Origin of the sequence: Kitasatospora purpeofusca, assembly GCF_036010405.1 — a bacterium.
Lineage (GTDB): Bacteria > Actinomycetota > Actinomycetes > Streptomycetales > Streptomycetaceae > Kitasatospora > Kitasatospora purpeofusca.
On the sequence record NZ_CP108561.1, the window covers coordinates 6,961,802 to 6,987,938 of the forward strand.

The 26,137-nt window shown below is 74.5% G+C and carries 19 protein-coding genes; 12 read left to right on the forward strand and 7 right to left on the reverse strand.

What is annotated here, in order from left to right; all coding sequences use genetic code 11:
* Positions 1–20: 20 nt before the first annotated feature.
* From OG715_RS30520 to OG715_RS30540, 5 genes are all read right to left on the reverse strand, one after another.
* Positions 21–980: an HpcH/HpaI aldolase/citrate lyase family protein gene (locus OG715_RS30520; protein WP_340636237.1), complete on the reverse strand. Its 960-nt coding sequence runs from the start codon at positions 978–980 to the stop codon at positions 21–23.
* A gap of 20 nt (positions 981–1,000) precedes the next feature.
* Positions 1,001–3,028, reverse strand: a complete 2,028-nt coding sequence (locus OG715_RS30525) for a protein meaA (protein ID WP_266274073.1) — start codon at positions 3,026–3,028, stop codon at positions 1,001–1,003.
* 9 nt (positions 3,029–3,037) lie between these two features.
* Positions 3,038–4,375: a crotonyl-CoA carboxylase/reductase gene (gene ccrA, locus OG715_RS30530; RefSeq protein WP_266274072.1), complete on the reverse strand. Its 1,338-nt coding sequence runs from the start codon at positions 4,373–4,375 to the stop codon at positions 3,038–3,040.
* Positions 4,376–4,784: 409 nt separating this feature from the next.
* A complete protein-coding gene (locus tag OG715_RS30535) occupies positions 4,785–5,705 on the reverse strand; it encodes a TetR family transcriptional regulator (protein WP_266274071.1) in 921 nt (306 codons plus the stop codon).
* Between the two features lie 179 nt (positions 5,706–5,884).
* A complete protein-coding gene (locus OG715_RS30540; protein WP_266274070.1) occupies positions 5,885–7,660 on the reverse strand; it encodes a 3-hydroxyacyl-CoA dehydrogenase family protein in 1,776 nt (591 codons plus the stop codon).
* 517 nt (positions 7,661–8,177) lie between these two features.
* On the opposite strand from OG715_RS30540, the gene OG715_RS30545 reads away from it, so the two are divergent.
* The 3 genes from OG715_RS30545 (at position 8,178) to OG715_RS30555 (ending at position 12,563) form a co-directional block, all read left to right on the forward strand.
* Positions 8,178–9,650, forward strand: a complete 1,473-nt coding sequence (locus OG715_RS30545; protein ID WP_266274069.1) for a type I glutamate--ammonia ligase — start codon at positions 8,178–8,180, stop codon at positions 9,648–9,650.
* A gap of 4 nt (positions 9,651–9,654) precedes the next feature.
* The gene (locus OG715_RS30550; RefSeq protein ID WP_266274068.1) at positions 9,655–10,773 is read left to right on the forward strand and encodes an amidohydrolase family protein; all 1,119 of its coding nucleotides are present in this window, start codon (positions 9,655–9,657) and stop codon (positions 10,771–10,773) included.
* 302 nt (positions 10,774–11,075) lie between these two features.
* Positions 11,076–12,563, forward strand: coding sequence for a S8 family peptidase (locus OG715_RS30555; RefSeq protein WP_266274067.1), 1,488 nt, complete (start codon positions 11,076–11,078; stop codon positions 12,561–12,563).
* A 113-nt stretch (positions 12,564–12,676) separates the two neighbouring features.
* Here OG715_RS30555 and OG715_RS30560 read toward each other — a convergent pair whose 3' ends face one another.
* Entirely contained in the window at positions 12,677–13,570 is an 894-nt protein-coding gene (locus OG715_RS30560) for a HipA family kinase (RefSeq protein ID WP_266274066.1), read from the reverse strand.
* Between the two features lie 134 nt (positions 13,571–13,704).
* Here OG715_RS30560 and OG715_RS30565 point away from each other — a divergent pair, with 134 nt between their 5' ends.
* From OG715_RS30565 to OG715_RS30605, 9 genes are all read left to right on the forward strand, one after another.
* The gene (locus OG715_RS30565) at positions 13,705–14,145 is read left to right on the forward strand and encodes an SRPBCC family protein (protein ID WP_030398291.1); all 441 of its coding nucleotides are present in this window, start codon (positions 13,705–13,707) and stop codon (positions 14,143–14,145) included.
* Between the two features lie 186 nt (positions 14,146–14,331).
* Positions 14,332–15,486 carry a glycosyltransferase gene (locus OG715_RS30570; protein ID WP_266274065.1) on the forward strand — a complete coding sequence of 385 codons (1,155 nt, stop codon included), beginning with the start codon at positions 14,332–14,334 and terminating at the stop codon, positions 15,484–15,486.
* Positions 15,487–15,820: 334 nt separating this feature from the next.
* Entirely contained in the window at positions 15,821–17,344 is a 1,524-nt protein-coding gene (locus tag OG715_RS30575) for an exopolysaccharide biosynthesis polyprenyl glycosylphosphotransferase (RefSeq protein WP_266274064.1), read from the forward strand.
* Positions 17,345–17,352: 8 nt separating this feature from the next.
* Positions 17,353–18,678, forward strand: a complete 1,326-nt coding sequence (locus OG715_RS30580; protein ID WP_266274063.1) for an O-antigen ligase family protein — start codon at positions 17,353–17,355, stop codon at positions 18,676–18,678.
* Complete coding sequence (locus OG715_RS30585; protein WP_266274062.1) at positions 18,675–20,405, forward strand: lipid II flippase MurJ; 1,731 nt, start codon at positions 18,675–18,677, stop codon at positions 20,403–20,405. Before OG715_RS30580 ends, OG715_RS30585 begins: the two co-directional genes overlap by 4 nt.
* Positions 20,395–21,363, forward strand: a complete 969-nt coding sequence (locus tag OG715_RS30590; RefSeq protein WP_266274061.1) for a polysaccharide deacetylase family protein — start codon at positions 20,395–20,397, stop codon at positions 21,361–21,363. The genes OG715_RS30585 and OG715_RS30590 overlap by 11 nt, the downstream gene beginning before the upstream one ends.
* A complete protein-coding gene (locus OG715_RS30595; protein ID WP_266274060.1) occupies positions 21,360–22,475 on the forward strand; it encodes a glycosyltransferase in 1,116 nt (371 codons plus the stop codon). The genes OG715_RS30590 and OG715_RS30595 overlap by 4 nt, the downstream gene beginning before the upstream one ends.
* 64 nt (positions 22,476–22,539) lie before the next feature.
* Positions 22,540–23,412 carry a YveK family protein gene (locus OG715_RS30600; RefSeq protein ID WP_266274059.1) on the forward strand — a complete coding sequence of 291 codons (873 nt, stop codon included), beginning with the start codon at positions 22,540–22,542 and terminating at the stop codon, positions 23,410–23,412.
* The gene (locus tag OG715_RS30605; protein ID WP_266274058.1) at positions 23,409–24,575 is read left to right on the forward strand and encodes a GNAT family N-acetyltransferase; all 1,167 of its coding nucleotides are present in this window, start codon (positions 23,409–23,411) and stop codon (positions 24,573–24,575) included. Before OG715_RS30600 ends, OG715_RS30605 begins: the two co-directional genes overlap by 4 nt.
* A 12-nt stretch (positions 24,576–24,587) precedes the next feature.
* Here the strand turns inward: OG715_RS30605 and OG715_RS30610 are convergent, their stop codons facing one another.
* Positions 24,588–25,892 (reverse strand): glycoside hydrolase family 26 protein, encoded by a 1,305-nt coding sequence (locus tag OG715_RS30610; RefSeq protein WP_266274057.1) that lies wholly within the window; start codon positions 25,890–25,892, stop codon positions 24,588–24,590.
* Between the last annotated feature and the right edge of the window lie 245 nt (positions 25,893–26,137).

Genomic DNA, 26,137 nt, shown 5'->3' on the forward strand with positions numbered 1-26,137 from the left:
TCGATGGCTCCTGACCGGTCTCAGGCCTGCGGGGGCTCGAACGTGGAGGTGCGCTTCATACCGGCGGCGCGGCCCTTGCCGGAGACGACCAGCGCCATCTTGCGGCTGGCCTCGTCGATCATCTCGTCGCCGAGCATCGCCGAGCCCTTGAAGCCGCCGGCCTCGGAGGTGCACCAGTCGTAGGCGTCGAGGATCATCTCGGCGTGGTCGTAGTCCTCCTGGGAGGGCGAGAAGATCTCGTTGGCGGCGCCGATCTGGTCCGGGTGCAGCACCCACTTGCCGTCGAAGCCCAGTGCGGCGGCGCGGCCGGCCACCTCGCGGTAGCCCTCCTGGTTGCGGATCTGGAGGTAGGGGCCGTCGATCGCCTGGAGGTCGTTGGCGCGGGCGGCCATCAGGATGCGCATCAGGATGTAGTGGTAGGCGTCGGCCGAGTAGCCGGGCGGCTGCTCGCCGACCACCAGCGACTTCATGTTGATCGAGGCCATGAAGTCGGCCGGGCCGAAGATGATGGTCTCCAGCCGGGGCGAGGCCTGGGCGATGGTGTCGACGTTGATGAGGCCCTTGGCGTTCTCGATCTGCGCCTCGATGCCGATCCGGCCGACCTCGAAGCCCATGGTCTTCTCGATCTGGGTGAGCAGCAGGTCGAGCGCCTTCACCTGCTCGGCGTCCTGGACCTTCGGCAGCATGATGCAGTCGAGGTTCGGGCCGGCGCCCTCGACCACGGTGATCACGTCGCGGTAGGTCCAGTGGGTGGTCCAGTCGTTGACGCGCACGACCCGGGTCTTGCCGGTCCAGTCGCCGGTGTTCAGGGCGTCGACGACGGTGTGGCGGGCGCTCTCCTTGACCAGGGGGGCGCAGGCGTCCTCCAGGTCGAGGAAGACCTGGTCGGCCTGCAGGCCCTGGGCCTTCTCCAGGAAGCGGGGGTTGGAGCCCGGCACGGCGAGGCAGGAACGGCGCGGGCGGAGGCGGTTCTGGGACAAGGGGGTGGTTCCTTCCGGGGTCAGCTGGTCGTCGTGGCGGGGGCCGGCGTCCAGGGCTGGAGCCTGTTGGCCAGCCGGATCTCGTCCACGATCCGGCCGATGATGGTCGTGATGCCGAAGTCCTTCGGGGTGAACACGGCGGCGACGCCGGCGGCCCTGAGGGCCTCGCCGTCCGCTGCCGGGATGATGCCACCCACGATCACCGGGACATCCTCCACCCCGGCCCGGCGCAGCCGGTGCAGCACGTCCGGCACCAGCTCGGAGTGGGCGCCGGAGAGGATCGACAGGCCCACGCAGTGGACGTCCTCGGCGACGGCGGCCGAGACGATCTGCTCGGGGGTGAGCCGGATGCCCTGGTAGACCACCTCGAACCCGGCGTCGCGGGCCCGGACGGCGATCTGCTCGGCCCCGTTGGAGTGCCCGTCCAGGCCGGGCTTGCCGACCAGCAGCCGCAGCTTGCCGGCGCCGAGCTCGGCGGCGGTCGCGGCGACCGCCTCGCGGACGGCGGCCAGCTCGCCGCCGGGCTCGGCCGGGACCGCGACCGGGGCGCCGCCGACGCCGGTGGGCGCCCGGTACTCGCCGAACACCTCGCGCAGGGCGAAGGCCCACTCGCCGGTGGTGACCCCGGCCCGGGCGCAGGCCAGGGTGGCCGGCACGAGGTTCGCGGTGGTGCCGGCGACGGCCTTGAGCTCCTCCAGGGCGCGCAGCGCGGCGGCCTCGTCGCGCTGCCCGCGCCAGGACTCCAGCGCGGCCAGCACGGACTGCTCGGAGGCCGGGTCGACGACCATGATCGCGGTGTCGAGGTCGGCCGTGAGCGGGCTCTCCTCGGTGGTGTCGAAGCAGTTGACCCCGATGATCCTGTCCTCGCCGGACTCGATCCGGGCCCGGCGGGCGGCGTGCGAGGAGACCAGGTTGGACTTCAGGTAGCCGGACTCGACGGCCGGGATGACCCCGCCCATCCCCAGCACCTTGGCGATCTCGGCCTCGGCCCCGGCCAGCAGGTCGGCGGTCTTGGCCTCGACGACCTCGGAGCCGTTGAAGAGGTCCCCGTACTCCAGCAGGTCGGACTCGAAGGCGAGCACCTGCTGGATCCGCAGCGACCACTGCTGGTCCCACGGGCGGGGCAGGCCGAGCGCCTCGTTCCAGGCGGGCAGCTGGACGGCGCGGGCGCGGGCGTCCTTGGAGAGCGTGACGGCGAGCATCTCCAGCACGATCCGCTGGACGTTGTTCTCCGGCTGGGCCTCGGTCAGGCCGAGCGAGTTGACCTGCACGCCGTAGCGGAACCGGCGCTGCTTGGGGTCCTCGATGCCGTACCGCTCCCGGGTGACCTTCTCCCAGAGCCGGCCGAAGGCCCGCATCTTGCACATCTCCTCGACGAACCGGACCCCGGCGTTGACGAAGAAGGAGATCCGGGCGACCACCTCGCCCATCCGCTCGGCCGGCACCTGGCCGGAGTCGCGGACGGCGTCCAGCACCTCGATCGCGGTGCACATCGCGTAGGCGATCTCCTGGACCGGGGTGGCCCCGGCCTCCTGGAGGTGGTAGCTGCAGATGTTGATCGGGTTCCACTTCGGGATGTTCCCGACCGTGTAGGCGATCATGTCGGTGATCAGGCGCACCGAGGGGCCGGGCGGGAAGACGTGCGTCCCGCGCGACAGGTACTCCTTGACGATGTCGTTCTGGGTGGTGCCGGTGAGCCGGGCGATGTCCGCGCCCTGCTCCTCGGCGACCACCTGGTAGAGCGCCAGCATCCACATCGCGGTGGCGTTGATCGTCATGGAGGTGTTGGTCTGTTCGAGCGGGATGCCGTCGAACAGGGTGCGCATGTCGCCGACGTGGCCCACCGGCACCCCGACCCGGCCGACCTCGCCGCGGGCGAGGATGTGGTCGGAGTCGTAGCCGGTCTGGGTCGGCAGGTCGAACGCCACCGAGAGGCCGGTCTGCCCCTTGGCGAGGTTCCGCCGGTACAGCGCGTTGGAGTCCTCGGCCGTCGAGTGCCCGGCGTAGGTGCGCATGAGCCAGGGCCGGTCGCGCTTCTGGTCGGTCATCGGGTCGCCTTAGATGTCGCGGAAGCGGTTGATCGCGGGCAGGTGCCGGGCGCGCAGTTCGGCGTCGCGCACGCCCAGACCCTCCTCGGGGGCGAGGCAGAGCACGCCGACCTTGCCCTGGTGGCGGTTCTGGTGGACGTCGAGCGAGGCCTGCCCGGTCTGCTCCAGCGTGTAGACCTTGGACACGGTGGGGTGGATCCTGCCCTTGGCCACCAGGCGGTTGGCCTCCCAGGCCTCGCGGTAGTTGGCGAAGTGCGAGCCGACGATCTTCTTGAGCGACATCCACAGGTAGCGGTTGTCGTACTGGTGCATGAAGCCGGAGGTGGAGGCGCAGGTGACGATGGTGCCGCCCTTGCGGGTGACGTAGACGCTGGCGCCGAAGGTCTCCCGGCCGGGGTGCTCGAAGACGATGTCGACGTCCTCGCCGCCGGTCAGCTCGCGGATCCGCCCGCCGAAGCGCTTCCACTCGCGCGGGTCCTGGTTCTGCTCGTCCTTCCAGAACTTGTAGCCCTCGGCGGAGCGGTCGATGATCGCCTCGGCGCCCATCGCCCGACAGATGTCGGCCTTCTCCGGGCTGGAGACCACGCAGATCGGGGTGGCGCCGCCGGCCAGCGCGTACTGGGTGGCGTACGAGCCGAGGCCGCCGCTGGCGCCCCAGATCAGCACGTTGTCGCCCTGCTTCATGCCCGCGCCGTTCTGCGAGACCAGCTGGCGGTAGGCGGTGGAGTTGACCAGGCCGGGGGAGGCGGCCTCCTCCCAGGTCAGGTGGGCGGGCTTGGGCATCAGCTGGTTGGTCTTCACCAGGGCCAGCTGGGCCAGGCCGCCGAAGTTGGTCTCGAAGCCCCAGATCCGCTGCTCCGGGTCCATCATCGTGTCGTTGTGGCCGTCGGAGGACTCCAGCTCGACGGACAGGCAGTGGGCGACCACCTCGTCGCCCGGCTTCCAGGCGTTGACCCCGGCGCCGGTGCGCAGCACCACGCCCGCCAGGTCGGAGCCGAGCACGTGGTACGGCAGGTCGTGGCGCTTGGTGAGCGGGGAGAGCCGGCCGTAGCGCTCCAGGAAGCCGAAGGTGGAGACCGGCTCGAAGATCGAGCTCCACACGGTGTTGTAGTTCACCGCGCTCGCCATCACCGCGACCAGGGCCTCGCCCGGGCCCAGTTCGGGCAGCGGGACGTCGTCGAGGTGGAGGGACTTGCGCGGGTCCTTGTCGCGGCTGGCGAGGCCCGCGAACATCTGCTCCTCGTCCTTGTGGAGCGTGACCGCCCGGTAGGACTCCGGCAGCTTCACGTTGGCGAAGTCCGCCGAGGTGCTGTCGGAGCTGAGGATCGCGTCGAGGATTTCCTTCATGGCTGCCTCCGAAGGCGTACCTGTGTGAGGGCACAGGGCGTCTGGGGGAGCCGGGAGCGGACACCGGCTTCGCTGAACGGGGTGGTGGGTGTGGGTGGCTGGTGGGCCGAGGTGGCTGGTGGGCCGGGGTGGCTGTCGGGCCGGTGGCTGGTGGGCCGGGTGCTGCGGTGGGTCGCCCCCGGGATCGGGGGGCGCCGGTACGACGGCGCGCCAGGTGGGGAGCCGCGGCGCCGCGACTGGTGGGTAACAAGGTAATGGCACCCTGTGCCACTCGTAAAGACACGCGGTGCCATCAATTCGGGTGACCGGGAGGCAGCTCCCGAGGGCCCGCGAAGGGTACGGGAAGGGCCCGTGCCGACACTCCGGCACGGGCCCATGAACCCCTTGCTACCTGCGAAAACTCCTGCCGTCAGGCCTGCTTGACGCCCTCCAGGGCAGCCCGCACGGCATCCACCACCAGCTCCAGCGGGGCGTCCGTCCGGGTGACTGTGATGAGCACCTCACCTCCGGAGCCGGCACTCAGTGCGCGCGCGGTCGAGGTCTCCGCCTCCGTCCCACTGGCACCCGGTGCCACCACGGCACCGCGCCGCCGCGCCCCCGGCGCGCTGGAGCCCCAGAAGGTCTGCCGGATCACCTCGAAGGAGTGGTCCAGCTGCGCCTCCACATCGCCCCGCCCGCCCGCCCGCAGCCAGCGCCGCAGCACGTGGTTGTGGGCCGCGACCACCGCCGCCGCCGACACCTCGGCCAGCATCGAGTCGTCCTCGCCGCCGTGCTGCCAGCCCTCGGGGATCTCCCCGGCAGTGTCGAACCGGCCCAGCAGGTAGCGGGTGAACAGCCGCTCGTAGCGGGCCACCACGGCGATCTCCCGCTCCCGCAGCGTCGGCACCTGGCGGATCAGCTGGTACCTGGCCACCGAGACCCCGGGCGTGGAGGCGTACATCCGCAGCACCTCCTTGATGCCCCGGCAGACCACGTCCAGCGGGTGCTCCTCCGGCTCGGCGCTGGCCAGCAGGTCGGCGACCCGCACCAGGGTGTCGTCGTGGTCCGGGAAGATCGCCTCCTCCTTGGACCGGAAGTACCGGAAGAAGGTCCGCCGGGCGACCCCCGCCGCCGCGGCGATCTGGTCGACCGTGGTCTCCTCGTAGCCCTGCGAGGCGAACAGCTCCATCGCGGCGGTGGCCAGGTCCTGGCGCATCTGCTGGCGCTGGGCCGCCGCCCGGCGGCTGCCCTGACCCCCCTCCGCGCCCGTCCCGGCCGACCGGCCGTCACGCGCCGGGGCGGGCTGCTGCGGGGCGGATTGCTGCGGGGAGACTGACTGAACCCGATCCATGCCCGGAACGCTACACGTCCCCGGCGCCGGAGCAGGGGGCCTTTCCCGGCGCACCGGGGCGACCGGCCCGCCCACCGCCGGTCTCGGCCAGTGCGCGGACACCGAACCCGCTCCCCAGCCGGCCCGCTCCGCGCGCAACGGCGTCCGGTCGGGCGCTCCCCCGTAGGACGGCGGGGCGGTCATCGGCGCGCGTGGTCGCGGAAACCGCGGCCGGTCTTGCGGCCCAGGCAGCCCGCCGCCACCAGGTGCTCCAGCAGCGGCGCCGCGGCCAGCCCCGGCTCCCGGAACTCCTGGTGCAGCACCTGCTCGATGGTCAGCGAGACATCCAGGCCGACCACGTCCAGCAGCTCGAACGGGCCCATCGGGTAGCCGCAGCCGAGCTTCATCGCCGTGTCGATGTCGTCCACCGTCGCGTAGTGCTCCTGGAGCATCCGCACCGCGTCGTTGAGATAGGGGAAGAGCAGCGCGTTCACGATGAAGCCGGCCCGGTCCCCGCACTCCACCGGGTGCTTGCGGACCTTCGCGCACAGCTCCAGCACGGTCGCGGTGACGTCCGGCGCGGTCAGCACCGTGGAGACCACCTCGACCAGCCGCATCGCCGGCGCCGGGTTGAAGAAGTGCATGCCGACCACGTCCTGCGGGCGCCCGGTGGCCGAGGCGCAGGCCACCACCGGCAGCGAGGAGGTGGTGGTGGCCAGCACCGCGCCCGGCTTGACGATCGCGTCCAGCGCGGTGAACAGCTCGCGCTTCACCCCGAGGTCCTCGGCCACCGCCTCGACCACCAGGTCCACGTCCGCCAGCTCGCCGTACTGCCCGACCGGCGTCACCAGGCCCAGGGCGGCGTCCCGCTGCTCCTCGGTCAGCCGGCCCTTCGCCACCGAGCGCTCCAGCGACTTCGCCAGCTGCGCCTTGGCCCGCTCGGCCTTCTCCAGGCTGCGGGCGGCCAGCAGCACCGGGTACCCGGCCTTGGCGAACACCTCGACGATGCCGGTGGCCATGGTGCCCGAGCCGCAGACGCCGACGCTGCGCACCTCCCGCCCGGTCACCCCCGGCCGGGCCGGGCCGGTGGCGGTGCCGACGACCCTGGAGGAGCCGGGCGCCTCGTAGGTGTAGAAGCCGCGGCCGGTCTTGCGGCCCAGCAGCCCGGCCGAGACCAGCTGGCCGAGGATCGGCGCGGGCGCGTGCAGCCGGTCCCTGGACTGCTCGTACATCGCCTCCAGGACGGTCCTCGCGGTGTCCACGCCGATCAGGTCGAGCAGCGCCAGCGGCCCCATCGGCAGGCCGCAGCCGAGCCGCATCGCGGCGTCGATGTCCTCCCGGGTGGCGTACTTGGACTCGTACATCGCGGCGGCCTGGTTCAGGTACGCGAAGAGCAGGCCGTTGACCACGAAGCCGGCCCGGTCGCCGGCCGCCACCGGCTCCTTGCCGAGGTCCCGGGCGAGCGCCGCGGCGTCCTCGGCGACCTGCGGGGCGGTGAGCACGGTGCGCACCACCTCGACCAGCTTCATGGTGTGCACCGGGTTGAAGAAGTGCAGGCCGAGCACCCGGTCCGGGCGGGCGGTGGCGGCGGCGATCCGGGTCACCGAGAGCGCGGTGGTGCCGGTGGCGAACACCGTGCCGGCCGGGCAGATCCGGTCCAGCTCGGCGAAGAGCTGCCGCTTCAGCTCCAGCTGCTCGGGGACCTCCTCGATCACCAGGTCCGCCTCGGCGGCCGAGGCCAGCGAGTGGCCGACGGTGAGCCGGGCGAGCAGCCCGGCCCGCTCCTCGGCGGTGAGCCGCTCGCGGTCCACCGCGTGCGCGGTGGACTCCTCGATCCGGGCCAGGGCCCTGGCGGCGGAGTTCTCGTCGGCCTCGATGCCGATCACCCGGCGGCCGCTCCTGGCGACCGCGACGGCGACGCCGGTGCCCATCGTGCCGAGTCCGACCACGGCGACCGTGGGAAAGGGACGCTCCATCTGTCCTGACTCCTTGTCATGGAAGGCCCGCGCGCGCTCCGGAGGGCACGCCCCCGGAAAGAGGGCGCGCCTTCGGAGGAGGGTCCGCGCGCGGTGCGGGGGGATGACGGTTGCGGCCACCGCGCAGCCGCCGGTCCGCTCCGGCGGTGCTGCGGGTGTGCCGTGGTACTCAGGCGCTCGGGGTGAAGGAAGCGGCTCTGAACACAGAGGAGAGAAATCCGGCTCCGGCCGCGATCCGCGGCACCGACCGGTGAACGAACGCACCGTCGTCCGCCGTCGGCCCCGCGGTTACCGGCGCGGCGGACGGCGCCCCGCCGGTGCGGCTCCCGAAGCCCGGCAGTGGTGCGTGCGGACACTGTAGCGAAGTTACCGATCAGTAGGAAGGGGGTGGAGGGTGGGAGTTTCGCTGCTCACGGCGGGGTGATCACCCGTGCGGGTGAGGCGAGTGGACGGACGTCCGTTCGGACCACCCGATAGGGGAGTTACGCGCCCCGGCGGCGCCGGGAAGCATGGGGGCATGACCACTGGAACCGTTGCCACGGACCGACCCGAGCCCGCCGCCGGGTCCGCCTCGGGGCCCGCCCCCGGCCCGGCCGGGCCCGCCGTCACCGGCGCCGTGCTGCCGCCGCGGGCGGACCGGGCCGAGCGCGGCGAGCGCGCGCAGGCCGCCGTCGACCGGCTGCGGGGCTCCGGGGTCGAGGCGGTCGCCGTCACCTGGGTGGACAACGCCGGTATCGCCCGGGTCAAGGCGGTGCCGCTCGGCGGCCTGGTGCACGCGGCGCAGTGGGGCGTCGGCGCGGCCCCCTGCTTCGACGTCTTCCTCGCCGACGACTCGATCGTCACCAGCCGGCTGATCGGCGGCCCCACCGGCGACCTCAGGCTCTACCCCGACGTCGAGCGGATCGTCCCGCTCGCCGCCCAGCCCGGCTGGGCCTGGGCCCCGGGGGACCGCTACACCCAGGGCGGTGCCCCGCACCCCGGGTGCCAGCGGCTGTTCGCCCGCCGGGCGGCGGCCGCCGCGGCCGAGCAGGGCCTGGCCCTCAAGGCCGGCATCGAGATCGAGTGGGTGGTCGCGCTGGCCGGCCCGGAGGGGGAGGAGCCCCGCTACCCGACGGCCGGCCCGGCCTACGGCATGCAGCGGCTCACCGACCTCTCCGACTACCTGCGCGACGTGCTCCGCGCCCTCGGCGAGCAGGGCCTGACCGTGCTCCAGATCCACCCCGAGTACGCGCCCGGGCAGTTCGAGGTCTCGGTCGCCCCGGAGGGGCCGGTCGAGGCCGCCGACACCTCGGTGCTGGTCCGGCACACCGTCCGGGCCGTATCCGCCCGGCACGGCCTGCGGGCCTCCTTCGCCCCGGCGGTCGAGGCCGGCGGGGTCGGCAACGGCGGCCACCTCCACCTCAGCCTCTGGCGCGAGGGGCGCAACCTCGCGCACGGCGGCCCCGGTCCGCACGGGCTGACCGCCGAGGCGGAGGGCTTCCTGGCCGGGGTGCTCGGCGCGCTGCCCGAGCTGCTGGTGCTCGGCTGCTCCAGCCCGGCCGGCTATCTGCGGCTGGTCCCCTCGCACTGGGCCGGGGCCTACCAGTGCTGGGGCCTGGAGAACCGCGAGGCCGCGCTCCGCCTGGTCACCGGCTCCACCGGCGAGCGCTCCTCCGCGGCCAACGCCGAGATCAAGTGCTTCGACGCCACCGCCAACCCCTATCTGGCGGTCGGCGCGGTGATCGCCGCCGGCCTCGCCGGGCGGGAGCAGCGGCTCGCGCTGCCGCCGGAGTCCACCGGGGACCCTTCCCTGGCCGAGCCCGGCACCGTCCCCCGGCTGCCGACCGGCCCGGCCGAGGCGCTCGCCGCCTACCGGGGCTCCGCCGTGCTGCGGGAGGCGCTCGGCGAGCCGCTGTTCGAAGCGGTGCTGGCCGTCCGCCAGGCCGAGGCAGAGCAGTACGCCGGCGCGTCGCCCGAGCGGCTGGCCGCCGTCACCCGCTGGCGGTACTAGGGGCGTGTCCTACCCCGACGTCCCCGCGCTGGTCGACCACCACTGCCACAGCGTGGTGACGGCCGAGCTCGACGACGACGCCCTGGCGGGGCTGCTCACCGAGTCCGACCGCCCGCCCGCGCCCGGCACCTCGCCCTTCGACAGCGCGCTCGGCCTCGCCGTGCGCCGCTGGTGCCCGCCCGCGCTCGGGCTGCCCGCGCACGCGCCGGCCGAGGAGTACCTGGCCCGGCGGCGCGAGCTGGGCGCCCCGGAGGCCACCCGCCGACTGCTGGCCGCCGCCGGGCTTGACACCTGCCTGGTGGACACCGGGCTGACCGGCGCCGCCGGCTTCCCGCTGCTGCCGCTCGACGGGTTCGCCTCGGCCTCCGGCGCCCGGGTGCGCGAGGTGGTCCGGCTGGAGCCGGTCGCCGAGGCCGTCACCGCCCCGCCCGGCGGCTGGGCGCGGGCGGTGCGCGAGGCGCTGGCCGCCGCGGCCGCCGGCGCCGTCGCGGTCAAGTCGGTGGTGGCCTACCGGGCCGGGCTCGCGGTGCCCGCGCGGCGGCCCTCAGCGGCCGAGGTGACGGCGGCGGCCACCGCCCGGCAGCGCGCCGGGGGCGGCCGGCTGACCGACCCGGTCCTGCTGCACGAGCTGCTGCACACCGCCCTGGAGGTCTGCGCCGGGCTGCGGCTGCCGCTCCAGCTGCACACCGGCTTCGGCGATCCCGACGTCACCCTGCACCGGGCCGACCCGTCGCTGCTCGCCGACTTCGTCCGGGCCGCCGAGCCGTCGGGCGTCCCGCTGGTACTGCTGCACGGCTACCCCTACCACCGGCAGGCCGCCTGGCTGGCCCAGGCCTTCCCGCTGGTGTACACCGACCTCGGGCTGACCACCTCCTACGTCGGCCCGAGGGCGGCGGCGGTGCTCGGCGAGATGCTGGAGCTGGCGCCGTTCGGCAAGCTGCTGTTCTCCACCGACGGCTATGCCCTGCCGGAGCTCCACCTGGTGGGCGCGGCGCAGTTCCGCCACGGCCTGGGCACCCTGCTCGGAAGCTGGCGGGCCGACGGAGCCTGTACCCCGGCCGACGCCGATCGGCTGGCCCGTCTGGTGGCGGCGGACAACGCGCGCCGACTGTACGCGATCTGAGCGTCGGCCCGCCGCCAGTGGCGAGCACTCGCCACTGGCCGCTTTCGGCCGTTCCGAATGCCTGTCGCCCCCTCGGTCCGGGTTACTAGGATCACCCGCCAGTGAGCTCTGTGCTCGTCCGATCGTCAGATCGCCACCCCTGCCCAGCAGGAGCGGAGTCATACCTTCCGTCGGTGGATGACTTGTGACGATTAGATGACTACCTCTTGCGGATTGCAACACTTGTTCACTAGCGTCCCGATCATTCCAAGCGCATCTGCCAACCGCAGCTGCAGCATGACGACTCGGGAGGGCCAACCCCTATGAGTGTTCCTCGGATCAGCCGGACCCGGATCGCGGCGGTCGGCGTTGTGCTCGCCACCGCCGGAGCCCTCGCGCTCCCGGCCGGCAGCGCCTTCGCCGCCGGGGCGGAGACGACCACCGGTCCGCTGCTCAGCTACGTCGTCAACACCAAGGCCAACCACGGCCAGGTGCAGAAGGTCGAGACCGCGGTCAAGGCCCTCGGCGGCACCGTCGTCTACTCCTACGAGCAGATCGGCGTGGTGATCGCCCGCTCGACCGACACCCAGTTCGCCGCCAAGCTGCGCAAGGCGAAGGCCGTCGAGTCGGTCGGCGCCAGCCGCACCAAGGGCATCACCGCCTCCGAGGACAAGGTCGCCGAGGTCGCCGCCGCCCCGACCGCCGCCCCCGCCGCCGGCGAGGAGCCCTACTGGGCCAACCAGTGGGACATGCGTCAGATCGGTGTCGACAAGGCCCACAAGCTGTCCCTCGGCAGCAACAAGGTCACCGTCGGCGTCCTGGACTCCGGCATCGACGGCAAGCACGAGGACCTCGCCGCCAACATCGACGCCTCGCAGTCGGTCTCCTGCATCGACGGCGGCAAGCCGAACACGGCCTGGGACGCGTGGCAGCCGGGCGTCGACGGCGCCCACGGCACCCACGTGGCCGGCACCATCGCCGCCGCTAAGAACGGCAAGGGCATCGAGGGCATCGCCCCGAACGTCAAGCTCGCCGCGGTGAAGGTCGTCGACGACGGTGGCTTCATCTACCCCGAGTACGCCATCTGCGGCTTCGTCTGGGCCGGCGAGCACAAGTTCAAGGTCACGAACAACAGCTACTTCGTCGACCCGTGGATGTTCAACTGCCAGAACGACGCGGACCAGGCGGCGATCACCACCGCCGTCCGCCGCGCCGTCGAGTTCTCGCAGCGCAAGGGCGTCCTCAACGTCGCCGCCGCGGGCAACGAGAACATCGACCTGGCCCACAAGACCAAGGACGTCGCCAGCCCGGACGACACCACCCCGGTCGAGCGCCCGATCACCCAGGACTGCCTCAACCTGCCGACCGAGCTCGACGGCGTCGTCGCGGTCTCCTCCGTGGGTGTCAACGGCGACAAGTCGTACTACTCCAGCTACGGCAAGGGCAAGGTCACCGTGGCCGCCCCCGGTGGCGACCGCCGCTACCAGATCCCGAACACCCCGGACCAGAACGGCCGCACGCTGTCCACCATCCCGGGCGGCCAGTACGGCTACATGCAGGGCACCTCGATGGCGTCCCCGCACGCCGCCGGTGTGCTTGCCCTGCTGGCCAGCACCTTCCCGTGGGCCAGCCCGGAGGAGCTGACCGAGCTGCTCACCAGCCAGGCCGAGTCGCACGCCTGCCCGTCGGCCCCGTACAACCCGGGCGGCGCCGGCGAGTGGACCGCCACCTGCGAGGGCGGCGCGGACGACAACGGCTTCTACGGCGCGGGCATCATCAACGCCGAGAAGGCGGTCCAGTGGTGGCGCTGAGCCACGGCTGACCTGCTGCTGAACCCCTGAGTCGCCGAACGGGGGCGGGACACCTGTCCCGCCCCCGTTCGCATGCCCCTGTCCGGGCCCCGGTCACGGGTCCGGCCGGCGGGTCACTCGATGTGCTGCTCCCACACCGTCTCCACCGACGGCTTGCCGTGCAGGTCCGGCACCTCCCGCAGCCAGTCCGGCCGCCCGGCCCTGGTCCGCGCGGCCCGCCGCCGCTCCGCGTCGAGCAGCTGCTCGGGGGTCGAGAACCCCTCCGGCAGCCATTCGGCCGAACGGGCCGCCCGCTCCGCCAGGTGCTCCACATAGGCCCGGCGCAGCGCCCCGACCGAGTCGAAGCCCGGCTCGTCGGCCAGCCAGGCGTCCGGCACCATTGCCACCACCTGCTCCAGCAGTCCGGCGGTGACCAGCGGCCCGAGCTCCTCGTCCGCCAGCCGCACGTCCGGGCGGTACCCGCCGAGGGCGTGGGCGCTCAGGTCGTACCGCTTGCCGACCGAGGCCCCGGCCGCGGACCAGCGGTGGTGGAAGATCAGCGCGGCGCCGTTGTCGATCAGCCAGAGCCGGCCGTGCCAGACCATGAGGTTGGGGTTGTGCACCGTCCGGTCGACATTGCCGGTGAGCGCGTCCAGCCACACCACCCGGCCGGCCTCGGCCGGTCCGACGTCGATCATGCCGGGGCGGAAGTCGCGGGCGCCGGGCAGCAGGTCCATCCCGAGGTTGACACCTCGGCTGCCCCGCAGGATGTCCTGGATCTCGCTGTCCGGCTCGTCCTCGGCCACCGCCGGGTCGAAGTCCACCAGCCGCAGCTCCGGCACCCGCAGGCCGAGCCGCCGGGCCAGCTCGCCGACGATCACCTCCGCGACCAGCGCCTTCCGGCCCTGGCCGGCCCCGGTGAACTTCACCACATAGGTGCCCAGGTCGTCGGTCTCCACGACGCCGGGCACGGAACCGCCGGCCCGCAGCGGGTCGACGTAGCGCACTGCTGTCACCTGTTCGAGCACAACCGCCACCCTAACCTCAGCGCCGTGGCCGAGGCCGCCGCCCGGAGCACCCGGTCCGCTGTGATTTGCTGGCCGGTGAGCGAGACCGGCCGGACCGAACCCGGCGCCGGACGACCGACAAGGAGAGCAGGACCATGGGACAGGTGCAGGCCACCACGGAGCGGGTCTACGACGCGGCCCCCGAGCGGGTGTACGAGGCCCTGGCCGACTACCAGGTGATCCGCCCCAAGCTGCTGCCCGCGCAGTACAGCGAGTACGAGGTCCGGGTCGGCGGCACCGGCGCGGGCACCCAGGTGCACTGGAAGCTCCAGGCCACCGAGAAGCGGGTCCGCGACTGCCTGCTCACCGTCTCGGCGCCGCGGCCGGACCAGCTGGTGGAGAAGGACGCCAACTCCAGCATGGTGGTCACCTGGACCGTCGCGGCGGCCGGCGAGGGCCGGACCAGGGTCACCGTCACGGCCACCTGGCAGGGTGCGACCGGTATCGGCGGCTTCTTCGAGCGGACCTTCGCGCCCAAGGGCCTGAACCGGATCCACGACGAGGTGCTCGCCAACCTGGCCGCCGAGGTGCGCTGAGCCGGAGCGCCCGGCGGTGCGGCCCGGGCCCCGGTCCCGGGGCGGACCGCCCCGCGAACCCGTCCAGGAATTCGAGGAGTTCGTCCACCCGTACGAGCGGCACGCCGTACGGGTGGACGCCCCGCCACCTCCGGGTGACGGGGCCCCGCGGCACGGTGCGGCCACCCTAGGCTCGCCGCCGTGCATATGACGATCCTTCACATTTCCCAACCCGTCGACGGTGGTGTGGCCCGCGTCGTGGTCGACCTGGTCCGGGGCCAGCGCGAGGCCGGCCACCGGGTGCTGGTCGCCTGTCCGCGCGGCGGCCGGCTGGCCGAGGAGGCCGCGGCCGTCGGCGCGCTGGTCCAGGACTGGCCCGCCGGCCGCTCGCCCGGCCCGGCCACCGCGGCGGAGGCCTGGCGACTGCGCCGGATCGTCCGGGCCGCCGCACCCGACATGCTTCATCTGCACAGCGCCAAGGCCGGGCTGGCCGGCCGGCTGGCCGTCCGCGGCGCGGTGCCCACGGTCTTCCAGCCGCACGCCTGGTCCTTCGCCGCCGTGGACGGCGCGCTGGCCGCCGCCACCCTGCGCTGGGAGCGGTACGCGACCCGCTGGGCGCACCGGCTGCTCTGCGTCTCGGTCCAGGAGCGGACCGACGGCATCGCGGCCGGACTGCACGCCGACTGGGCGGTGGTGCCCAACGGCGTGGACGTGCGCCACTACGCGCCCGCCGACCGCCGGGCCGCCCGGATCGCGCTCGGCCTGGAGCTCGACGCCCCGCTCGCGGTCTGCGTGGGCCGGCTCTGCCGCCAGAAGGGCCAGGACGTGCTGCTCGCCGCCTGGCCGGAGGTGCGGCGCCGGGTGCCGGCCGCCCGGCTGGCGCTGGTCGGCGGCGGACCGGAGGAGGCCCGGCTGGCCGCGACGGTCCGGGAGGGCGCCGAGCCGTCCCGGGTCCGGCTGGTGGGGGACGTCGCGGACCCCCGGCCGTGGCTGGCCGCGGCCGACCTGGTGGTGCTGCCCTCGCGCTGGGAGGGCATGGCGCTGGCCCCGCTGGAGGCGATGGCCTCCGGGCGTCCGGTGCTGCTGACCGACGTGCCGGGCGCGCGGGAGTGCCTGCCGCCGGTCGAACGCGCGTCCGCCGTGGTCCCGCCCGGCGACACGGACGCGCTCGTCACCCGAATGGCCGAGGCGCTGTCCGATCCGATCGAGTGCGAGCGGCGCGGTCTGCGCCTGCGCGAGCACGCCGCCGCTCGCCATGATGTTCGCTCGGTGGTCGAACAGGTGGACGCGCTCTACCGCGACCTGCTGGGGGCCGGTCCGGCGGCCGGGCGACGCCGCGCCCGTGTCCCGCAGCGGATCTGATCGTTTCACAGGCCGTGAATACGCCGCCGGTCCGACGCCGTCGTATTCGCACCCTCAACCGGTTGTGGATGGGGGGTGAAATCAGAAATACCTATTAATGGGCGGCTGGAATGAAACGGCAAGTCAACTTCCAGCATTCAAGCCAGCGTTCGGTAACGTCTGATTTTGCCTGCTTCGTTTCGATTTCACGCCGGCAATTCGCGAGGAATTCGAAAGCCGCCAGCGGCAGCAGGTGCTGTCAGGACCGCGCCCACCGGGCCGGGACGGCCGCTCCGGGCCAACCGGTGCCGGGCCGCCGTCACCCCGGGCACACAGCAGGGGAGTTCGTGCGCTGATGACCATTGACCACGACAGCGTGCCAAGGCCCGGGCGGTCCCTGTCAGGCCCACCCCGGCCCGCCACCGGGCTGCTCGACCGCCCGGCACGCTCCGCCCAGACCCGCAGCGCCGCCCCGGCCCGCCGGCACCGCCGCCCGGTCCGCGCCCGGCTCGCCCTGCCCGTCACCCTGGTCGCCGTCGACGCCCTCGCCCTCTGCACCGCCACCGGGGTCGCCAACCGCGCCCTCGACCCCGCCGTCCGGGTGGCACCCCTGCTCGGCGTCGCCGCCCTGCTGCCCCTGCTCCTCCTGCTCAACCTGGCCGGCGGCCTCTACCGCACCCGCCTCACCCTCTCCGTCCTCGACGAGCTGCCCGCCCTCACCGCGCGGGCGCTCGTCGCCTCCGCCTTCGCCATCAGCCTGGCCGGCTGCCTCGAAGGCCGCTGGCCCGACACCGGCCCCGCCACCCCCGCCCGGCTGACCGTCCTCCTCGGTACCCAACTGCTGCTCGCCGTCTGCGGCCGCGCCCTGCTCTACCACCTGGTGCGCCGCATCCGCCGCAGCCGCCCCAGCCCCGTCCTGGTCCTCGGCGCCGGCCGCCTCGGCCGCCGCGTCGCCGCCGCCCTCAACGAACGCGCCGAGTACGGGATGCGCCCCATCGGCTTCCTCGACGCCGACCCGCCGCTGCTCACCGGCGACACCGACCTGCCCGTGCTCGGCGGCCGCGAGGTCCTCGAACGCGAAGTCCGCCGCCACCGCGTCCACCACGTCGTCGCCACCGCCGGCGCCGCCGACGAGGCCGAGACCGCCGCAGCCCTGCGCGACGCCGCCCGCCTCGGCTGCCAGGTCTGGCTGGTCCCCGCCCTGCGCGAGTACGGCTCCCTCGCCGCCGGACGCCTCACCGGCGCCGACCACCTCTGGGGCTACCCCTGCCTCCGCGTCGGCCGCGCCGCCACCCGCCGCCCCGGCTGGGCTGCCAAACGCACCCTCGACGTCACCGCCGCCGCCACCGGCCTGCTGCTGCTCTCGCCCGTACTCGCCCTCTGCGCACTCGCCGTCCGCTTCGACACCGGCCCCGGCGTCCTCTTCCGCCAGCAGCGCACCGGCCTCGACGGCCGCGTCTTCACCGTCCTGAAGTTCCGCACCCTGCGCCCCAGCAACGAACACGAGTCCGCCACCCGCTGGAACATCTCCCAGGACCACCGGATGGGCGCCGTAGGCCGCCTGATGCGCCGCAGCTCCCTCGACGAACTCCCGCAGCTCTGGAACGTGCTCTGCGGCGACATGAGCCTCGTCGGTCCCCGCCCCGAACGCCCCTACTTCGTCATGCGGTTCAGCCAGGCCTACCCCGAGTACGCGGACCGCCACCGCGTCCCCGTCGGCCTCACCGGCCTCGCCCAGGTCAACGGCCTGCGCGGAGACACCTCCATCGAGGACCGGGCCCGCTTCGACAACCGCTACATCGAGAGCTGGAGCCTCTGGCAGGACGTCAAGATCCTGTGCCGCACCGCAGCCCTCATGCTCCACCCGGACGGGAGCTGAACAACGCCGTGGCCCTGACCCTCGCCGCACCACCGCACCCCGCCCGGCTGTTACGGCGTGCGGGCGGCGTCCTCCAGGAACGCCCCGGCCTGCTGGCCGCCGCCACCGTGCTGCTGGTCTGCGTCCCCACCGGGGAGAAGGACGTCGCCGCCGCCGTCCACATCACCGCCGCCGACCTCGCCTCGCTCGCCCTGGTCGCCCTCACCGCCGTCAACCTGCTGCGCGGCCGCACCCCCGCCCTCGGGCGCGCCGACGCCGTCCGCTTCGGCGCGATCGTGACCGCCGCCGCCGTCGCCACCGTCGGCTCCATCGACCCGGCCACCAGCCTCACCGGCTTCGTCCGGCTCACCCAGGTGTTCGTCCTCGTCCCCGCCGCCGTGCTCTGCTCCCTGCGCGACCGCACCGACCAGCGCCTCGTGCTCGGCTCCTTCGTCGCCGCCGCCCTGATCCAGGGCGTCGTCGGCGTCCACCAGTTCCTCACCGGCACCGGCGCCTCCTACACCGGCCGTCCCATCCGCGCCGTCGGCACCTTCGGCGCCCTCGACATCATGGCGATGTCCACCGTCGTCGCCTACGGCCTGCTCGCCGCCCTCGCCCTCGCCCTCGGCGAACGCGGACCCGACGGCAACCCCCGGCTGCGCCGGGCCATGTTCGCCGCCGCCGCCTTCCTCGCCCTCCCGCTCGCCGTCTCCTTCAGCCGCGGCAGCTGGATCGCCACCGCCGCCGCCGCGACCGTCCTGCTGCTGCGCGCCGACGCCCGGCTCGCCGTCCGCGGCGCCCTGCTCACCGCGGCCGCCGCCGTCGTCCTCGTCGGCGGACTCGGCCTCGGCGGCTCCGGCGTCACCGACCGGATCAGCTCCATCGGCTCCGTCTCCGCCGCCCCCGACCAGTCCGTCTCCGACCGCTACGACCTGTGGGCCACCGCCGGCCGGATCTGGCAGGACCACCCCGTCACCGGCGCCGGCCCCAAAGCCTTCCAGCAACTGCGCGACAGCCACGCCCCGCTCCGGCTCTCCTCCGGCAGCGACGCCGCCGACGCCACCATCGGCTTCCAGCGCGAACCGCTGCTCTCCCCGCACAACATGTACTTCCTGGTCCTCAGCGAACAGGGCCTGATCGGCATCGTCGCCTACGGACTGCTCTTCCTCGGCCTCCTCGTCGGCTGCCTGCGCCACGCCCGCGGCCGGGGCCCCGCCCTCGCCGCCCTCGCCCTGCTCACCTGGGTCCTGATCGACTTCCTCTACGCCGACATCGGCGGCACCACCACCGTGCTGACCTCGATCGTCCTCGGCCTCGCCGCCCGCGCGGCCCGACCCCCGGCGGGCACGCCATGACGACCGACCGACCGACGGTCGCCCCCGCCACCCTGCCGGCCCCCCGCCCGGCCCCGCCCGGACCGGGACCGGCCGCCGCCCCGCGCAGCCGCGTCCTCGCCAGGGCCTTCGGCGTCACCGCCGTCCTCAGCGCCGCCGGCTCCGCCCTCGGACTGCTGCGCGACCTCCTGCTCGCCCGCTACTTCGGCGCCAACCAGGGCACCGACGCCTTCCTCGTCGCCTGGACCGTCCCGGAGACGGCCGCACCCCTGCTGATCGAGGACGCCATGTCCTTCCTCATGGTGCCCGCCTTCGCCCTCGCCCTCGTCCTGCGCGAGGAACGCCCCGACGGCCCCGACCCGGTCCGCCAGGTCGTCCGCGCCACCCTGCCCTGGCTGCTGCTCGCCCTCACCACCCTCTCCCTCGGCGCCGCCCTCGGCGCCCCCCAGCTCGTCGACCTGCTCGCCCCCGGCCTCGCCGACCCCCGACTCGCCGTCACCTGCACCCGGATCACCGCGATCACCGTGCTGCCGTTCGGCGTCGCCGGCTACCTCGCCGCCGCCCTGCGCGCCCACCACCGCTTCACCGCCCCCGCCGGCATCTACGTCGCCTACAACCTCGGCATCCTGGTCGTCCTGCTCAGCTGCCACGCCCTGTGGGGCGTACGCTCCGCCGCGATCGGCGTCGCCCTCGGCAGCCTCCTCATGGCGGGCCTGCTGATCGGGCCGTTCCTGCGCGCCCTGCGCACCGCACCCGGCCGCGCCGCCCGCGCCCGCCGCTCCCGCAACGCCCTCGTCCTGATCCCGCTCGCCCTGCTCCCCGTCGGCGCGTTCACCCTCACCCGCCAGGCCCAGGTCTTCATCGAGCGCTACCTCGGCTCCGGACTGCCGCCCGGCACCATCTCCCACCTCAACTACGCCGCCAAGGTCTCCCAGCTCGCCATGACCGCCGGGATCCTGATCTGCACCGTCACCTTCCCCCTGGTCGCCCGGGCCCTCGCCGCCGGAGACCTCACCGCCGCCCGCGACCGGGTCGAGAAGGACCTCGGCCAGGCCGCCGCCGTCGTCCTCCTCGGCACCGCCTTCCTGATGGCCTGCGCCCCCTCGGTGGTCGCCCTGCTCTTCGAGCGCGGCGCCTTCGGCCCCGCCGACACCGCCGCCACCGCCGCCGTCATCCGGGTCTACAGCTTCGGCCTGCTCGCCCAGGCCCTGATCGGCGTGATGATCCGCCCCTACTTCTCGCTGCGCCCGGTCGTCCGCCGGGCCGGCGACCCCAGCCCCGACGACGGCGGCCGCCGACTGCTCGACTGGTACCCGGCCGCCGCGATGGCCCTCGGCCTCGTCGTCACCGTCACCGTCGGACTGCTCGCCACCCCCCGCTTCGGCGCCCTCGGCCTGGCCGCCGGCAACGCCGCCGGGATCACCGCCGCCGCCGCGCTGCTGCTCCGCGGCCTCGTCCTGCGCGGCATCCCGCTGCGCCTGCGACGCGTCCTCGGCGGCCAGGCCCGGCTGCTCGCCGCCGCCGCGGGCGCCGCCGCCCTCGGCACGCCGGTGGCCGGCCTCACCGCCGACCCGCTGCTCTCCACCGTCCTCGGCGGCCTCACCGTCGCGCTGGCCTTCGCCGCCCTGGGCACCGGTCTCGGCGCCCACGAGGTGCGCAGCCCGGTCCGCGCCGCCGTCCGGGTCCTGGGACCGGTCCCCGACCCGTCACCTGTCGCCGATGAAGGGAACCCTCCTCATGGACGCTGAACGGGGAACCGTCAGGTCGGCTCCGTCGGGCGTACGCCGCCCGGCCGCGCCGACGGCCGGCGGCCGGCGCACCGACGCGCCGCACACCGCGACCCCGCGCGCCGACCCGCCGCACACCGACCCGCCGCACCCCGGCGCCCGTCGACCACCGGCCCGGCTGCCCAGGAGCCGGCGCCCGCTCGCCGACCTCCCCAGCACCGAGACCACCTCGCCGTGGATCCTGATGTACCACTCGGTGGCCGTCGAGAAGGAGGACCCGTACCGGCTCACGGTCAGCCCCGAACGCTTCGCCGAGCAGATCGCCTGGCTGCACCGGCGCGGCAGGCGCGGCGTCTCCGTCCGCGAACTGATGCGGGCCCGCGCCGCCGGCCGGGCCGACCGGCTGGTCGGCCTGAGCTTCGACGACGGCTACGCCGACTTCGCCCGCCACGCCGTACCGATTCTCCAGGCCTACGGCTTCACCGCCACCGCCTACGTCGTCGCCGACCTGCTCGGCCGGGCCAACGACTGGGACACCGAGGGCCCCCGCAAGACCCTGCTCACCGTGCAGGAGGTCACCGACCTCGCCGCCGCCGGCTGGGAGATCGGCTCGCACGGCCTCGGCCACCAGGCCCTGCCCGGACTGCCCGCCGACGTGCTGACCGCCCAGACCCGCGACAGCCGACGGCTCCTCGAAGAGGTCGTCGGCGGCCCCGTCACCGGCTTCTGCTACCCCTACGGAGCCGTCGACCTGGCCGCCACCCTGGCCGTCCGCGACGCCGGCTACGACTACGCCTGCGCCATCGCGCACTCCCCGCTCACCGGCCGCTACGCGCTGCCCCGCTGCTACGTCGGAGACCGCGACGGCGCCTGGCGGCTGCGCGCCAAACGCGGCCGCCACCGCCTGCGCGACACCGTCACCGAACTCCGCCGCCACCGCCTCGCCGCCCGCGCCGGACGCCTCCGGAGGGTGCCGTGAGGATCCTGCACATCGTCACCGGCCTCGCCTCCGGCGGCGCCGAACGCCAGCTGCAGCTGCTGCTCCGCCACCTGCCGGCCCACCAGCAGTGCGAAGTCCTCGCCCTGACCAACCCCGGCACCGTGGCCGCCGCGCTGCGCGCCGACGGCGTCACCGTCCACCACCTCGGCATGCGCGGCAACCGCGACCTCGGCGCACTGCCCCGGCTGGCCCGGCTGGTCCGGGCCGGCCGCTACGACATCGTGCACACCCACCTCTACCGGGCCGGACTCTACGGACGGCTCGCCGCCCGGCTGGCCGGCGTCCGGGCGGTCGTCGCCACCGAGCACTCGCTGCACGCCGGAGTGATCGAGGGCCGCCCGGTCACCCGCGGCGTCAAGGGCCTCTACCTGGCCGCCGAACGCCTCGGCACCACCACCGTCGCGGTGTCCCGGCAGGTCGCCCAGACCCTGCACGCCTGGGGCGTGCCCCCGGCCAGGGTCGAACTGATCCCGAACGGCATCGACGCCGCCCGCTACCACCACCCGCCCGCCGACCGGGCCGGCACCCGCGCCCGGCTGCGCGCCGAACTCGGCCTCCCGCAGGACGCCTGGGTGATCGGCGGGATCGGCCGGCTCGTCCCCGGCAAACGCTTCGCCGTCCTGCTGGAGGCACTCGCCGCCCTGGACGCCGCCGCCCGCCTGGTGCTGATCGGCGAAGGCCCCGAACGCGCCGCCCTGGAGCGGCGGGCCGACGAACTCGGCGTCCGCGACCGCCTGGTGCTCACCGGCGAACGCGACGACGTCCCCGACCTGCTCGCCGCGCTCGACGTGCTCGCCGCCCCCTCCACCGAGGAGACCTTCGGCCTCGGCGTACTGGAAGGGCTCGCGGCGGGCCTGCCGGTGCGCCACAGCGCCTGCCCGGCCCTGGACGAACTGCCGCCCGGCGCCGCCCCGCAGGCCCGCCGGATCCCCTCCGGGGCGGCCGCCTACACGGCCGCGCTGCGCGACCTGCGCCACCTCGACGACCTGGGCGCCGACCCGCTGCCCAGGCCGCCGGCGGTCGGCCACTACGACATCGTCCGGGTGGCCGCCGACCTCGGCGCGCTCTACGACCGGCTGGCCCGGGCTTGAGCCGGCCGCACCCCCGCAGACACCGGGCCGCCGGCCGGGCGGCCCTCATAGCCAAGGAGTCCCCATGAGCGAATCGCGCCGTAGCGCCCGTCGGCTCGTCGGCCGATGGTGGCCGGTGGCCCTCGCGGTGCCGCTGGGCGCCGCCGCCGGCGCCGGGTACGCCGTCGTCGCCCACCCCTCGTACGCCGCCAACTCCTATGTGATCGTCGTGCCCGACGCCCAGGGCCAGGCCGCCACCGCGGTCAACTTCGCCCAGGCGTACGGACGGCTGGCCGGCCAGCCGCAGGTGCTCGCGGCGGCCGCCGCCGAGACCGGGCACAGCCGCGGTGAACTGGAGAGCCTGGTGCACGGCACCACGTCGCCGGACGCCCCGATGATCGAGATCACCGGCACCGGCGCCGAGCCCGGGGAGGCCGTCCGGGCGGCCGACGCGGTGGCCCGCTCGCTGGTCGCGTTCGCCAACGGCAGCAGCAAGGAGACCGGCGTCCGCCTGGTCCCGCTGGCGGGCGCCGCCGAGCCCGACCGGCCGACCACACCCTCCGGCAAGCTGGACGTCGCCGTCGGCGGCGCGGCCGGGGTGCTGATCGGCGCGCTGGTGATGATGACCCGCCGCCGGGGCACCGGGACCGCCGCCGAGGAGGCGCCCGCCGCGGCCGGTCCCGCGACCACCCCGCGCCCGCGCGCCGCCGAACCGGACCCCGACCCCGTCGGCCCGGCCGGGGAAGCGACGAGCGGGTCCGTGAAGCCCGAGGCCGTGAAGCCCGGGTCCACGAAGCCCGAGGCCGCCAAGCCCGACGCCAAGAAGCCCGAGGCCGGGAAGTCCGAGGCCGGGAAGGCCGGAACGGCGAAGGCCGAGCCCGCCGGGGCGAGGACCGGACCCGGGAACGGCGCCCGGGGCGCCGCCCGGGCCGAGACGACGGCAGGGGGCGGACGATGAGCACCGAGGCCGTCACCCCCACCGCGGGCCTCCCCGCCCAGGCCCGCTCGCCCCGCTGGACCACCGAGCTGCGCCGCGAGGACGACGCCCTCGACACCCTCGCCGAGGAGTGGGACGACCTGGCCGCCCGCTGCCGCACGGCCACCACCTTCCAGACCTCCGCCTGGCAGCGCTCCTGGTGGCGCCACTACGGCCGCCCCGGCGCCCTGGTGGTGGTGCTGGTGCGCCGCGAGGGCAGGCTGGTCGGCGCGGGCGCCTTCCGGCGGCGCGGCGGCCCGCTCGGCGGACTGACCGGCCTCGGCGCCGGACTGGTCGACTTCACCGACATCCTGCTCGACGACGCCTGCGCCGACCGGGCCGCCGCCGAGTTCGCCGCCGCCCTCCCGCTCACCCGCCCCTGGCACAGCCTGGAACTGCGCGAGGTCCACCCGGAGGCGGCCGTCCAGCGGGTCTTCGAGCAGTGGCGCGGCCGGCGCCACCGCTTCGCCGACTCGCTCTGCCAGTACCTGCCCGCCGTCCCGATGGACCAGCTGCTCAAGCGGCTGCCGGGGAAGACCGCCCAGCGCAGCCGGGTCAAGCAGCGCAAGATCGCCGAATCCGGCGTCGAGGTGCGGCCGACGAGCCCGGAGGAGGTCCCGGAGGCGCTGGAGGCACTGCTGCGGCTGCACTTCGCCCAGTGGGAGGAGCGCGGGGTGACGCCGGAGCACCGCACCGAGCGGTTCTCCCGGCACCTCACCGAGTCCACCGCGGCGCTGGTCGCCACCGGCGGCGCCGCCGTCCACCGGTTCTGGCTGGACGGCGAGCTGCTGGCGGTCAACCTGGTGCTGCTCTGCCCCGCCTACAGCGGCCTCTACCTGTACGGCGCGCACCCCCGGCTGCGGGAGCGGCTGGACATCGCGGGCCTGCTGTTCGGTGCCGCCCTGGACGAGACGCTGGCAGCGGGGATCCCGGTGATAAGCCTGCTGCGCGGCCAGGAGGCGTACAAGCAGCGCTGGCGCCCGGACCAGCTGCCGAACCAGCGGCTGCTGTTCGGCCCGCGCGGTGCTGCCCCGGCGGCCGCGGCCCGGGGCGGCGCGGTCCGCGCCCGGCGGGCGACGGTGCACCTGCTCACCACCCGGATGCCGCGGCTCAAGGAGGCGCTGGCCGCCCGCCGCCGCGGCTGACCGCCCGCCCCGCTACCACCAGGGCCACCAGTGCCACCCCGGCCGGGCGGTCGGCGCGGGGGAGGGCACCGCGGACGGCGCCGCCGGGGACGTCGGGGTGGTCGGACTCGCCGGGGCCGTCGGGGCCGCCGACGGCGACGGCTCGCCCGGCCCCCCGGGGCTCGGCGGAGCCGTCGGGGTGGCGGACGGCGAGGCCGGCGCGGTCGGCACACCGGGCTGCGCCGGGGCGCTCGGCGCCACCGGCACGACCGGGGCCGACGGCGGCGTCGGCGCCGCCGGGGCCCCCTTGGAGCCGGCCATCAGCTGCTTGAACCGGGCACCGGCCCGCGGGTTCCGGTCGCACTGCCAGAACCCGTGCGGGCAGTAGTCGGTGACGGTCTGGTACGCGGTGTCGTGGGTGCGGATCCACTCCACCATCCGCTGCACGAACTCCGGGTTGTCCCCGTTCCGGAACAGTCCCCACTCCGGGTACGAGACCGGCTTGCCGCGCTTGGCCGCGAACTCCACCTGGTCCTGCAGTCCGTACGGTTCGCGCACGTAGTCGTCGAAGGTGCCGCCGGCCGGCTGGTCGTAGCTGTCCATGCCCAGGATGTCGACCACGTCGTCCCCCGGGTAGCACTTCGTCCACGGGATCGCGTCCAGCCCCCGGTTCGGCGTGAAGTCGAACCGGAAGCGCTGACCCGGCACCGAGCGCATCACCGTGACGATCCGCCGCCAGTACGTCTTCCAGGCGGCCGGGTCTGGCTTGCAGCGGTGGGTGTAGGTGACGCCGTTCATCTCCCAGCCGAGGGTGAGCACGGTGTCCGCGCCACCGAGCGCCACCAGACGCCGGGCCAGCTTCAGGAAGTGCCCGTCGAAGTCGCCGCGCGCGCCCTGGGCCAGCAGCCGGGCCACCTCGCCGTCCGGCACGTTCGCCTCGTTCGGCACCAGCATCGGCACACCGAGGATCAGCATCCGGGACGGGTCCGCCTGGCGCCACTGCGACCACAGGCCGAGCACCACCGGCTCGCCCTCGACGTCCGCCCAGCCGTTGCCCGCCAGATAGGTGTGCCCGACCTGCAGGTTCGCGTTGCCCAGCCACTGCGAGTACCGGCCGATCTGCGGGATGTACTTGTCCCAGGAGCCGACGAAGGCCCCGAACGGCGGCTCGTGCGGCGGCCGCTGCACCACCGGACGGGGCGCGGCCCCGCGCGGCGAGATCCCGTCCGAGGAGAGCGCGTGCCGCTCCGTCTGGCTCAGCGGCGTCCCGGCGGGAACGCCGGCCGTGGTGAGCAGCAGCAGGGTGGCGGCGGCCAGCGCCAGGCGGCCGAATCGCATGGTCTCTCCTCGGGCGGTTCCCCGGACGGTGCCGCGGGCGGGGCCGCGGGCGGGTCGGGGCGGAACAGTCTGGGCGGAGGCGGGCAGGGGCACGCACAGTGGTGTCCCGATTGCCGACAGTAGGGCCGCCCGGCCGGGGAAAAGTCGAATGTCACCCTAAAGTGGGCGATATTCGAACGCCGTCCGGCGGTGTGCCGTGTATCACCTCCGTAACAGTCCTGACCGCCCCGGAGGCCCTACCGCGC